The following is an 11,894-nucleotide window of genomic DNA, read 5'->3' on the forward strand; positions in this document are numbered from 1 at the left end:
GTGTACCTGCATTCGGCCGTCGACGGGTTCTCCCGACTGTCCTACACCGAAGCCCTTGACAACGAAAAAGCCGTCACCGCAATCGGATTCATGCACCGCGCCCAGGTATGGTTCGCCGTCCATGGCATCGACCGCATCCAGCGGATCGTCACCGACAACGGCGCCTGCTACCGGGCCAAAGACTTCGCCCACGTGCTCCACGGCGCACGCCACCAATTCATCACGCCCTACACCCCGCGCCACAACGGCAAAGTCGAGCGCTACAACCGCATCCTGGCCGAAGAGTTCCTCTACGCCAGGACATGGACCTCAGAAACCCAACGCGCCGAAGCACTCAAAGTCTGGAACATCCACTTCAACTACCATCGACCACACTCTGCCGCCGCAGGCCAGCCACCAGCATCACGACTCGCCACCGGCGTCACCAATGTCATGGCCTCATACAACTAGCCGCCGATCGGGGCCATCGAGCGCGCACGCCCCAGCACTACCGGCAGGCTCGACCAGCCGCGAAGCACCCGGGTGTCCCGTCGGGTCCCAAGACCGGCCGCGCGCACCTCGGGGAAACGTTCGAAGAATGCCCGCAACCCGACCTCGCCCTCTGCCCGTGCCAGGGCGGCACCCAGGCAGAAGTGCCGGCCGCCGGAAAAGGCGAGATGCCGTCCCGCGTTGGGGCGTTCGATGTCGAAGCGATGCGGGTCGGCGAACACCGACGGATCGCGGTTGGCGGCGGCCAGATACAGCAACACCACGTCCCCACCGGCGATCCGGCGACCGGCCAGCTCGACGTCGGTGATGGCCCGGCGCGCGGTCAACTGCACCGGGGAGTCCAACCGCAGGATCTCTTCGACGGCGTTGGGCCACACCGCGGGGCGCTCGCGCAACGTATCGAGATGCTCGGGTGCATCGAGCAGCATCCGAATGCCGTTGCCCAACAGGTTCACCGTGGTCTCGAATCCGGCCGCCAGCACCAGCCCCGCGATCGCGGTGAGTTCCGCTTCGCTGAGATACGTTTCGTCGGAACCACTTTCGGCCGCTAGAATCAGCTGACTCAGCAGATCGTCGCCGGGGTTTCGGCGCAACTGCCGCAGGTGGTCACCCAGCCAGGAATTGAATCCCGCGATGCCGCGCTGCACGCTGCGGAATTGGCCCCACCGCAATCCGATGTCCAGGCTCGGGGCCGCCAGTTCGCCGAACTTCAGAACCCGCGATCGGTCACGTTCGGGTACACCCAGGATGTCGCTGATGATGGCGACCGGAAGCTGTGAGCAGTACCTCTCGACGATATCCACCACGCCCGACTCGCCGGCCAGCTCGTCCAGCAGCGCCGCCGCGGTGCTCGACCCGGTCCCGCAGCGCGGCGACCGCCCGCGCGGTGGACACGCCCGACACCGTCTTGCGGTAGCGCGTATGCTCCGGCGGCTCGGTGGCCAGCAGCGACGGCTCGCGCAGCGGGTGCAGCAAGTCCTCGCGGGTGCGGCGTTCCACCCACCGCACCGGCGCGGGCAGGTTCGATCCCAGCATCAGCACCCGGAAGTCCTCGGAGCGCAGCACGCTGTGCACGACGCTGTGGTCGACTGCCAGGTAGCCAACCCGGCTCTTCACCATGGGACCACGCGCATGCAGCTCGTCACAGAACGGCACGGGGTCGGCGGCCACCGCCGGATCGGAGATCAGCCGGGCCTGCATGTCCCCACGCCGCCGGCCGATCGCCGCGGCGCCGCGAATGAAGCCGTGCAGCGCAAGCCAGTGCAAGCGTTCCTTCACAACGCCTCCGTGGCGACGGCGAAGGTCAACATGAAGCGGTGATCTTGAAATCGGTCGTGACGACCTTGTTCGGGTTGGCGCTGTTGATGCCGTAGGCGCTGCCGGCGATCGTGTAGGCGTTGTCGTTGACGTCGACGTGCGCGTCACCGACGCCACCCAGCCAGAAGCTGCCAGTGAATCCGTCGATGTTGCGAATCTTCACCCACTGCGGGATGGCCCGGGAAGCGCTGAGCAAGACCACGGCTTCGACGTGGCCGTCGCGGTCGGGGATGTCGATGGTCCGATACGACTGCAGCTGGCTGCAGGCTGGCGGACGCGCCGCATGGCCACCCCGTTGATGGTCAGGTGCGCGGCACCCAAGGGTGTGTTCTGGGCGGTTGCGCATCCCGCGGCGGCGGCGACCAAGGCACCCACGACCGGGATCAATCCGTACCGGCGCACTTTCGACTCCTTCACTGGCGCTTCGAGGTCAGCGCTTCGAGGTCAGCGCCGGCAACGACGCGGCGATGCGGCCTCGGACAAACTCCGGACTCCAACCCTTGAGCAGGTCGATCATGCGAATGCTCTTGGGCACGTACCAGTGCAGCCGTTTCGGATGCTGGTAGGCCCGCCAGGCCGCCTCGGCGACGCTGCTGGCCGGCATCAACCGCAACATGCCCTTCTTCGGCGCCCTGGCGCGCAGCTCTTCGGGCGTCATCGGTGCGGCGCCGTCGTCGGAGCGGTTGGGTGTCGTGGTGAGGATGGCCGTGTCGATCAGACCCGGAAGGACGTCGGCCACCCGCACACCGTGCCGGCGCCATTCCACGCTGAGCGCCTCGGTAAGGCCCTTGACCGCATGCTTGGTCGACGAATAAACGGCCAGGCGCGGCATCCCGTAGGTGGCCGATGACGACGACGTCGTGAACATCAAGCTGCCGGGCGTCTGCTTGAGGTAGGGCAGCGCGCCGTACGCGCCGGTCAGCACGGACTTGTAGTTCACCTCGACGACACGCATCGTCGCCTCGTACGGCACATCCTCGAACCAGCCGGACTCGCCGATGCCCGCGTTGTTCCACATCATGTCCAGTCCGCCGCCGGCGTTGCCGGCGCAGAAGTCCGCCAGCGCGCCGTCCAGATCGGCTTTGACCGTGACGTCGACCGTTCGTGTCCATAGCCGATCGTCGCCCAGTTCCTGGGCCAGGGCGGTGAGCCCGTCGGCGTTGCGGTCGACGGCGCCCACGCGCCAGCCCTTGGCATAGAAGAGCCTGGCCCCTTCGCGGCCCATGCCACTGCCCGCGCCAGTGATGAAGACCGATCTCACGGCCGTGTTTCCGGAGCCCGGCATCCCAGCCTTCCTGTCAGCCCGCCTCGACCACGTCTTTGATGCGATTCAGCGTTTTGGTCATATCACGGACGTTGCGGCGCTTACGCAAAAAGCCGCCAAACACCCAGTACACGCCCAGCCATGGCGCCGGGCGCAGCCGGAACGACTCGGTGACGTCGGTGCCCGCGCCGGACGGGACCAGGCGGTAGTGCCAGTTGTTGACCGGCCTGTCGCCGAGAAAAACCGAAAACCCGAATTCGCGGCCGGGCTCGCATGCGGTGACTTCACAGACGGTCCAGTAAATCGGCCCGATCTCGTTTCGTTTAACGTGACCGCGGAATTTCACCCCGAGGGCCGGGCCTTTCGCACCGCCGAGCCACTCGGCTTCGAATACTTCGGGGGAAAACCTTCCCGTGTTGCGGACGTCGGAAATCAGCTCCCAAATCTTGTCCGCGGGTGCCGCCATATGAACTGTTGCCGAACCTTCCATGGCCCGATCCAAACACATGGACGGTCGCGGACCTAGGGACAGCCGTCCGGGTCATCGGTGCGGGGTGGCCGCCTGGATGAGGCCGTTGATGATCTCCTTGATGCCCTGCGCGGGGTGCGAGTACCAACCGATCGGCAGGCCGGACGCGGCGCCGCACTTCGGCCACGGCTCGACACCCTGATCGGCGAAAAGCCGGTTGGCGACGGCGATTTGCTGCTCACGAGAGGCGGCCGCGGGGTTGCCGACGCCGCCGTACTCGGCCCAAGTGGCGGGCTTGAATTGCAGTCCGCCGTAGGCGCCGTTCCCGGTGTTGGCGTGCCAGTTGCCGCCAGATTCGCATTGCGCGATCGCGTCCCAGTTGGGTGTCGGCGCCGCGCCGGCCTCGGCGGTCGCCGGGCCAAGTGTCGCTGCGACGATACCGCCGGCAATCGCGTACTTGACGAGAGGCTTCCCCAAGTTTCTCATGTCAAGCAATTCGGCGTGTGTCCAGAAAGCGTTACCGATTCGATTGATTCGCGAGATAAGAAATTTATGGCATTTCTATGGCAACGAAATCGGCCGGGTCGCTATGGTTTGCCCGACGTCGACGTTTAAGGGCAACAAGAGCGTGTAGCCCGCGCCAGCGCCTGTTGGTAGAGGTCATCGAGCTGGTCGGTGCGGACGACGTCGGCCCGCGCGGCGTCGAGTTGCGCACCGCAGGCCGGCGACTGCAGCAGGTCCCAGTGCGCGGCGAGCTGCGCCAGCATCGTCTTATTCAGGCCGTCGATCGTCGACCGTGACGCGGACAGATCGGGTGCCTCGGTCGGCGCGGTGGACGGGTCGAGCGTCCAATCCGCGAAACGGCGGTATTCGACCCCGGTGGTGGCGTCGATCTGGTCGCCGAACAGCCGGGCCACGAAATTCGGGTCGATGTGCTCGCCGGCGGCGCCGGCTTTCGACTCGGCGAGCTCCTGGTGGACCCGCACCGGATCCTCGATCGCGCCATGGGTTTTCCACTTGAACGCCGCTACCGGCTCCGCGGTGCGCAACCGCTGCGCGGCCGCGTCGACCAGCTGGGTCAGCTCGCTGGCGTCCGCCCGCGCCGGCACCATCGGCAGCAGCGACACCGCGACGACGATCGCCCCGAACGTGCTACTGCGCCTGACGATCGCCGTCAGGCGCAGTAGCGACATCGAGAATGCGGGGGTGTTATCCGCCGCTGGCACCCAGGGTGCTCTGCAGGTCGGGCTTCATCGCGTTCAGCTGCGCGCCCCAGTACTCCCAGCTGTGTGTTCCGTAGTTGGGGAAGTTGAACACGGCGTTGTGGCCGCCCGCCGCGGTGTAGGCCTCTTGGAACTTCTTGTTGACGCCGATCATGAAGTTGCTCTCGAGGAACGTGGCCGGCAGGTTGGCACCGCCCAGTTCGTTCGGGGTCCCGTTACCGCAGTACACCCAGAGGCGAGTGTTGTTGGCGACGAGTTGACCGACGTTGACCAGGGGGTCGTTGCGCTGCCAGGCGGGGTCGTTGTCCGGCCCCCACATGTCTTCCTTCTTGTAGCCGCCGGCATCACCCATGGCCAAACCGATCCAACCCTGCCCGGTGGACGGGCTGAGGTAGCCGGACAGCGATCCGGCATAGATGAATTGGGCCGGGTGGTAGATCGCCAGGTTCATCGCGGAGGCACCGGCCATCGAGATCCCGACTGCCGCGCTGCCGTTCGCCTTGACGCTCTTCTGCGAAGACAGGTATTGCGGCAGTTCGCTGGTCAGGAAGGTCTCCCACTTGTATGTGGAGCAGCCGGCCTTACCGCAGGCAGGCTTGTACCAGTCGGTGTAGAAGCTGGATTGGCCACCGACCGGCATGACCACCGACAGGCCGGACTTGTAGTACCACTCGAAGGCGGGCGTGTTGATGTCCCAGCCGTTGTAGTCGTCCTGGGCCCGCAACCCGTCGAGGAGGTACACCGCGGGGGAGCCGTCGCCGCCGCTTTGGAACTGGACCTTGATGTCGCGGCCCATGCCGGCCGACGGCACCTGCAGATATTCGACAGGCAGGCCGGGCCGGGAAAATGCGTTGGCAGTCGGCGCCCCTCCGGCAAGATTGATCAGACCCGGCAGGGCTACCGCCGCTGCCGCACCGACCGCAAGCCGGCGCCCCCAGGCCCGGATCTTCTCGCTCACGTCTGTCATACCTGCGCCCCTTGTCGGTTGTATGTCGTGGCGTGGTGCCCTCGGCAGAATTTACCGTGTGAATAGCTTAAATGTCGATTAGGACGCGTTGTCATCTCGGTTTTGTATCGCGTGGCGCAAAAATTAAACGTTCTGCGATTACGGACCGACAAAGCTGACATCCCCATCGGCGGCCCCCACCGCGCGGGTGAAAGAACGAAACGCCTGGTGGTCGGGGTGCACCGACACCGCGCGGGAGACGGGCCGCGTGAGACAACACGGGTCGCGCGGCCCCGGCAAAACACGTTGGTCGTCCGATTTCGACACGCCCTGCCAGAACCCGTCAAATCTCCTCGCATGGTTACGTGGATCGACGACGGCTACGACGGCTTGCGACGGCGGATCACCGAGGCGAGCCGAACCCACCGGATTGACCCGGATTGACGTTATCGATAATTCCGTGGGGTTCGCGACCGCTCTGGTCGTGCGCCGAGGTGTGCTGCGGATCCGACATCGGTGCAGCCGAACCCGCCAGGACCGCGTAGGCTCTCTCGGAGCAAGCCGATGGAGACCGAACGAGAACCCGGTCCGTTCCGGCCCTGCAGAATCACCGCCCTAGCGGACCTTCGCTGCGCGATGGTGTCGTCGGGCCGCCGGACGTTGGGACGATTTTGGGACGATTGAGGTGCGAAACTTTGGAGACGGTTCTAGGGCTATCACTGACGCCGACCACTTTCGGGTGGGTCCTCGCTGAAGGACACGGCGCGGACGGCACCATCCTGGACCATCAGGAGACGGCGTTGCGCGCCGAGCACGGCGTCCCGGCCGTCAGTACCGCAGACCAGGTAGCCCAGGAGGTGCTGCGGGTGGAGGCGCAGGCCAGTGCGGGAGAGCACCGCTTGCGGGTCATCGGCGTGACGTGGAATGACGCGGCCGCCGCCCAGGCCGCCCTGCTGCTGGAAGCGCTGACCGACGCCGGATTCGACAACATCGTGCCGGTTCGGTTGCTGGACGCCGTCGAGACGCTGGCGCTGGCCATTGCACCCGTCGTCGGCTACAACCAGACGGCCGTCTGCCTCCTCGAACACGAGCGCGCAACCGTTGTCATGGTCGACGGCCACGACGACGAAACCCGAACCGTCATCAAACACGTCAGCGGTGGCTTCGACGGGCTGCGCGGGTGGCTGACCAAGATGTTCGACCGCGGCGGCTGGCGTCCGCAGGCCGTTGTGGTGGTCGGCGCGGACAGCGATATCGACGGCTTTTCGTGGCAGCTCGAAAAGGCTTTACCGGTACCGGTTTTCGCGCAGACGATGGCACAAGTGACCGTCGCCCGCGGGGCCGCGCTGGCGGCGGCGCGCAGCACCGAGTTCACCGACGAGCAATTAATTGCGGGCACGGAGCAACCCGCGCCCGCGGCACCGCCACGGCCCGGTCGCCTGTCCTATGCCGGGGCCGCGGCCGCATTGGCCACCGGCGCCGTCACCTTTGTCTCGTCACTCGCGATGGCCGTCGGTATCCAATTCGCTCCGGCCGCGGGGGAGACACCGGGCAAGCACCAGGCGCACCGGACGACACCGCAAGTGGCCGAGGCGGATCGACCCGCCGTTGCGCCGCCGCCCGCGGTCGAGCCGTCGTTGCCGCGGCCGGCGGCCGGTGAACCCATTGCGCGACAGGACGCACCGGCGGAGGAGCCCGGCGAACAGCAACGCGAGCCGGATGAGCCGCAGCCTTATCTGACGCGGGTTCTCGAGCACATCCCGGGCGACAGTGGCGAACCGGCCCCGCCGCCGGAACCGGCGCAGCCCTAAGCCGCCTGCAGCGGCGTCAAGCCATCACCGGCCCGGCGGCCGGGGTCAGGCCGGCCGGATCGCGGTGCAGTAATAGGTGTCGGCGTTGAAAAAGTCTGCGGACGAAGGTATTTCCGGAATGCCGTTCGCCGCGAACAGCTCGTTGATGGTCTGGCGCTGCGTCTGCCAACCATGCTGGTTCAGATATGTCGCCACGTCGTTGCGTTCAACGTCGTAGCGAAGATCGGCGAGCTCCACCTCGAAGCCGTGCGCGCGCCAGCGCTGGGCGGCAAGGCCGATGACATCTGGCACTTGCTCGCCATCTTCGCCCGGCCGGTTGCCGAAGATCTCGGCGGCCACCCGGCTGCCTGGCGTGCTGAGTTCGGCGATGTTGTCCAGCAAGCGATCCTGGGCATCCGCGGGGAGGAATGCGAGCAGGCCTTCGGCGATCCACGCGCTGGGCGCGGCAGGGTCGAAACCGGCCGCCTGCAATGCTGCCGGCCAATCCTGTCGTAGATCGATCGCCACCTCACGCAGATCGGCCGTCGGCCGGGCGCCCAGATCGGCCAGGGTGGCGCTCTTGAATCGGATCACTTCGGGCTGATCGATTTCGAACACCCTGGCGCCGGCCGGCCACTGCAACCGGTAGGCCCGCGCATCCAAACCGGACGCCAGAATGACGGCCTGACGGATTCCGGCGTCCATTGCGTCCCGGAAGAACGCGTCGAAGTAACGCGTCCGGGCGCCCATCAGGTCGGCCATTCGCTGCAAGCCCCAGACGTCGTCGGGGCCGTCGATGTCGGCCGCGTCGATGTCTCCGTTAGCCCAGCGGGCGAGGAACTCGATACCCACGGCGCGCACCAGGGGCTCCGCGAAGGGGTCGTCGATCAGCGGCTGGTTGGCCTTCGAGGCGACGGCCCGCCCGGCGGCGACCATCGTGGCGGTCGCTCCGACACTGGTTGCCAGATCCCACGAATCATTGTCTGTACGAGGCATTTCGACTTCTCCCGACGAGTCAAGCGAGTTGATACTTAGCTGCGGTAATGAATCCTTCACGAGGATACACTTGTCGGCGCGTACCGCTGGTCGAGCTCACTCGCCCTTGGCGTGGACCGCCTCGAACTCCACTGCCACCTCATCGGCGACCTGGACGGAGCCCATCAGCAGGGAGACGAGCTTGATTCCGTAGTCCGACTGCAGGATTCGCGATTGCGCAGACATTTGCCAGGAAGCCCCGAGGTCCTCCGTGCGCAAATCGATGACGTGCTCGCGTCGCCTGCCGCGAAGAGTCAGTGTTCCGGCGAGGCGGTACCCGCGGGTGGTCTTCTCGATGCCGCCGGCGACATAGCGGATCTGGGGGAAGCGGCGGGCGTCGAGCGAACTCAGCGCATTCGAACGGACCAGAGCCTTCTCCGGCCCCGAAAGCCCCTTGACGCCACCTTGACTGCCGATCACCTCGAAGGAGTCCGCGTCGACCACGAGCTCGGCGCCCACCGGATCGTCGCCGGACCACTCCACGGTTGCCCGCCAGCGCATCATCGCAATCGTGAGGCGATGCCCCAACCGCGCGGCCCGGCCCGTGACGCCGGTACGCAGCAAAAGATCACCGTCGGCGGCGTCGAGTGTCCATGACCGGGTCACAGACCGACTGTATTCGGCGCGCCGGCTCCGGATCTCAGTGCGCCACGGGGCATTTGCCGGTCCCGTTGGTGTGGTAGTCCACCTGCCAGTGCTTGATGCCGTTGAGCCAGCCGGACCGTAGCCGCTCGGGCTTGCCCACCGATTCCAGATCGGGCAGCGCGTCGGCGATCGCGTTGAACATCAGGTCGATCGTCATGCGCGCCAGGTTCGCCCCAATGCAATAGTGCGCACCCGTACCGCCAAAACCTACATGCGGGTTGGGATTACGCAGGATGTTGAAGGTGAACGGGTCGTCGAAGACGTCCTCGTCGAAGTTGGCGGAGCGGTAGACCATCACCACCCGCTGCCCCTTCTTGATCTGCACTCCGGACAACTCGTAGTCCGCGAGCGCGGTCCGCTGGAAGGACGTCACCGGCGTGGCCCACCGGACGATCTCGTCGGCGGTGGTGGCCGGGCGCTCGCGTTTGTAGAGCTCCCATTGATCGGGAAAATCGGTGAAGGCCATCATTCCCTGGGTGATGGAGTTGCGGGTTGTCTCGTTACCCGCCACAGCCAGCAGGATGACGAAGAAACCGAACTCGTCGTCGGAGAGCTTGTGGCCGTCGACGTCCGCCTGGATCAGCTTGGTGACGATGTCCTCGCCGGGGTTTTTCGCCCGGTCGGCGGCCATCTGCATGGCGTAGGTGATCAGCTCGACCGAGGCGCCCATCGCATCGTTGCGGGCAAACTCGGGATCCTGGTCTCCCACCATCTGGTTGGACCAGTGAAACAGCTTCATCCGCTCCTCTTGCGGCACGCCCAACAGGCCGGCGATCGCCTGCAGCGGCAACTCGCACGACACCTGCTCGACGAAATCACCGGAGCCTTCGGCCGCGGCGGCCGCAACGATCTGCCGGGCGCGCTCGTTGAGGTCGTCGCGCAACCGCTCGACGGCGCGGGGTGTGAAACCGCGGGAGATGATCTTGCGCAGGTGCGTGTGCTGCGGGGCGTCCATGTTGAGCAGCACGAACTTGCCCGTTTCGCGCTGCTCGCGCACGGTGCCCTCGCGGTAGCGGGGCAGGGCGGTGTTCTCCAGGCTGGAAAACACGTCGCTGCGCAGCGAGACCTCTTTGACGTCCTTGTGCTTGGAGATGACCCAGAAGCCGCCGTCGTCGAATCCGCCGCAACCGTCGGGTTGTTCGTTCCACCAGATCGGAGCGGTGCGGCGCAACTCGGCCAGTTCTTCCACCGGCAACCGCTCGGCGTGAATGTCGGGATCGGTGAAATCGAAGCCGGGAGGCAGATTCGGGACCGGCTTGGTGGTCGAGTTATCAATTGACACGGCCCACTCCTCGATACGAAGTCATCTAGTCGTATGTCCTGTGCCAAATAAACCATCGCGACACCACGGTTGGGAAGCATTGACACAACTTCGATCGGCCGAATTGCAACACGTTCAGTCACGCCGGCCGCCGTTGCGCCCGGCCCTTGCCCGGCAGGGCTTTGTGGCCTGCACCACAAAAGTTATGCTGTTGATCCAGGTCACCGGCGCATCAACGGACCAGGTGACGCTTACGCGAAGGGTGGACGCATGATTCGCGAACTACTCGCCGTCACCGCCGTGACGGCCGGCGCCCTGACCGCGGCGCCGAGCGCGGCGGCCGGCTACGAGGGCGACGTGCCCGGCATGAACTATCAGGCGTCGTTGGGTGCGCCGTGCGACAACTACGAGCGCTTCATTTTCGGGCGCGGCCCCAGCGGACAGGCGGAGGCCTGCCATTTCCCGCCACCGAACCAGTTCCCGGCAGCGACCACCGGCTACTGGGTGATCTCCTACCCGCTGTACGGCGTGCAGCAGGCCGGCGCGAAGTGCCCCGGCCCGCAGAGCGCGGCGCAGTCCGAGGCCGGACTTCCGATGCTGTGCCTGGGAGCGCAGGGCTGGCAAGAGGGATGGTTCACCGGCGCAGGATTCTTCCCACCGTCCGGGTAACGGCCATGCCCAAGCATCCGCCGGTTCAGGGTCCGACGCCCCAGGGTCCGATTCCCCGGTGGCTGCGCTTCGTGCTGGCGTCCGATCGGGCGGGCTCGGCCTGGTATGTCGGGCTCGGTTTCTTCTTCGCTCCGGTGCTGGCGGTGCTGTCGCCGTGGCCGACGATCACCTCCGTACTCTGGGCGGCGATCGCACTGGCCGGTTTGTGGTTGGGACTGTTGGGCATCGCGATGGCCGTCGGATTGGCGCGGGTGTTGCGCTCGGGCACCGAGATTCCCGAGGACTATTGGCGCAGCTTGGTGAACTACTGACAGCTAGCGTCGGAGCAAAGTCCGGCAACGATAGGAGACTCCGATGGCGCTCAACCCCAAAGACGCCATAGACGCGGCCAAGGACATCGCGACCAACGCCGTAGAAAAGGCGTCGGACATCGTCGAAAACGTCGGCGACATCATTCGCGGCGATGTTGCCGGCGGGGCCAGCAGCATCGTTCAAAACTCCATCGACATCGCGACGCACGCCGTGGACAAGACCAAGGAAGTCTTCACCGGCGGCAAGTACGACGTCGAAGAGGACTAGTTGTTGCGGGTCATGAGGTTGTAGACGCCGACACGGGTTGAGGTGTTCGGGGGACGGGTTCTTCGGCGGCAGGATGAGAAATCGCCAAACCCCTCGTCCTGACTACCGAAGGAACCCGTCCGTGACCCACGGTAATGCCCCGTTGTCCGTTGAAGGCCGTCGTCGACTCGTGGCCCGTTGCGCTGATCGTCCGATCGCTCACGTGGC

At 65.8% G+C, this 11,894-nt stretch carries 13 protein-coding genes and 2 pseudogenes; 5 read left to right on the forward strand and 10 right to left on the reverse strand.

The features are described from left to right. Window positions 1-450, forward strand: a 450-nt coding sequence (locus AWC25_RS00455; RefSeq protein ID WP_142278637.1) for an integrase core domain-containing protein, incomplete at its 5' end; no start/stop codon positions are given. On the opposite strand, the pseudogene AWC25_RS00460 reads toward AWC25_RS00455, so the two are convergent. From AWC25_RS00460 to AWC25_RS00490, 7 genes and pseudogenes are all read right to left on the reverse strand, one after another. After that, window positions 447-1,767: pseudogene (locus tag AWC25_RS00460) on the reverse strand (cytochrome P450). The gene AWC25_RS00455 and the pseudogene AWC25_RS00460 sit on opposite strands and share 4 nt — an antisense overlap. A 25-nt stretch (window positions 1,768-1,792) precedes the next feature. Then, a pseudogene (locus tag AWC25_RS00465) lies at window positions 1,793-2,208 on the reverse strand (lipoprotein LpqH). Window positions 2,209-2,236: 28 nt separating this feature from the next. Beyond that, complete coding sequence (locus AWC25_RS00470; RefSeq protein ID WP_085166204.1) at window positions 2,237-3,067, reverse strand: SDR family oxidoreductase; 831 nt, start codon at window positions 3,065-3,067, stop codon at window positions 2,237-2,239. A 37-nt stretch (window positions 3,068-3,104) separates the two neighbouring features. Next, the gene (locus AWC25_RS00475) at window positions 3,105-3,578 is read right to left on the reverse strand and encodes an SRPBCC family protein (protein WP_142278638.1); all 474 of its coding nucleotides are present in this window, start codon (window positions 3,576-3,578) and stop codon (window positions 3,105-3,107) included. 33 nt (window positions 3,579-3,611) lie between these two features. Beyond that, window positions 3,612-4,025: a resuscitation-promoting factor RpfC gene (gene rpfC / locus AWC25_RS00480; protein ID WP_069402969.1), complete on the reverse strand. Its 414-nt coding sequence runs from the start codon at window positions 4,023-4,025 to the stop codon at window positions 3,612-3,614. A 125-nt stretch (window positions 4,026-4,150) separates the two neighbouring features. Continuing rightward, window positions 4,151-4,732: a chorismate mutase gene (locus tag AWC25_RS00485; RefSeq protein ID WP_085166201.1), complete on the reverse strand. Its 582-nt coding sequence runs from the start codon at window positions 4,730-4,732 to the stop codon at window positions 4,151-4,153. Window positions 4,733-4,748: 16 nt separating this feature from the next. Then, window positions 4,749-5,729 (reverse strand): esterase family protein, encoded by a 981-nt coding sequence (locus AWC25_RS00490; protein WP_069402968.1) that lies wholly within the window; start codon window positions 5,727-5,729, stop codon window positions 4,749-4,751. A 674-nt stretch (window positions 5,730-6,403) separates the two neighbouring features. Here AWC25_RS00490 and AWC25_RS00495 point away from each other — a divergent pair. Next, window positions 6,404-7,519, forward strand: coding sequence for a DUF7159 family protein (locus tag AWC25_RS00495; RefSeq protein WP_069402967.1), 1,116 nt, complete (start codon window positions 6,404-6,406; stop codon window positions 7,517-7,519). Between the two features lie 45 nt (window positions 7,520-7,564). Here AWC25_RS00495 and AWC25_RS00500 read toward each other — a convergent pair whose 3' ends face one another. The 3 genes from AWC25_RS00500 to AWC25_RS00510 all read right to left on the reverse strand — a co-directional run bounded on the left by AWC25_RS00500 (window position 7,565) and on the right by AWC25_RS00510 (window position 10,460). Next, the gene (locus AWC25_RS00500) at window positions 7,565-8,494 is read right to left on the reverse strand and encodes an SAM-dependent methyltransferase (RefSeq protein ID WP_069402966.1); all 930 of its coding nucleotides are present in this window, start codon (window positions 8,492-8,494) and stop codon (window positions 7,565-7,567) included. 96 nt (window positions 8,495-8,590) lie between these two features. Then, complete coding sequence (locus tag AWC25_RS00505) at window positions 8,591-9,139, reverse strand: YceI family protein (RefSeq protein WP_085166202.1); 549 nt, start codon at window positions 9,137-9,139, stop codon at window positions 8,591-8,593. Between the two features lie 34 nt (window positions 9,140-9,173). Next, window positions 9,174-10,460 carry a cytochrome P450 gene (locus tag AWC25_RS00510; RefSeq protein ID WP_085166203.1) on the reverse strand — a complete coding sequence of 429 codons (1,287 nt, stop codon included), beginning with the start codon at window positions 10,458-10,460 and terminating at the stop codon, window positions 9,174-9,176. 249 nt (window positions 10,461-10,709) lie between these two features. Between AWC25_RS00510 and AWC25_RS00515 the strand changes: the two genes are divergently transcribed. From AWC25_RS00515 to AWC25_RS00525, 3 genes are read left to right on the forward strand one after another with little or no spacing between them, the layout of a single operon-like run. Beyond that, the gene (locus AWC25_RS00515; protein WP_069402963.1) at window positions 10,710-11,108 is read left to right on the forward strand and encodes a hypothetical protein; all 399 of its coding nucleotides are present in this window, start codon (window positions 10,710-10,712) and stop codon (window positions 11,106-11,108) included. A 5-nt stretch (window positions 11,109-11,113) separates the two neighbouring features. Beyond that, window positions 11,114-11,419, forward strand: a complete 306-nt coding sequence (locus tag AWC25_RS00520; protein WP_069402962.1) for a hypothetical protein — start codon at window positions 11,114-11,116, stop codon at window positions 11,417-11,419. A 43-nt stretch (window positions 11,420-11,462) separates the two neighbouring features. Beyond that, window positions 11,463-11,687, forward strand: coding sequence for an Rv1893 family protein (locus AWC25_RS00525; RefSeq protein ID WP_069402961.1), 225 nt, complete (start codon window positions 11,463-11,465; stop codon window positions 11,685-11,687). The last annotated feature ends 207 nt before the right edge of the window (window positions 11,688-11,894 follow it).

Origin of the sequence: Mycobacterium sherrisii (genome assembly GCF_002102355.1) — a bacterium.
GTDB classification, from domain to species: Bacteria; Actinomycetota; Actinomycetes; order Mycobacteriales; family Mycobacteriaceae; genus Mycobacterium; species Mycobacterium sherrisii.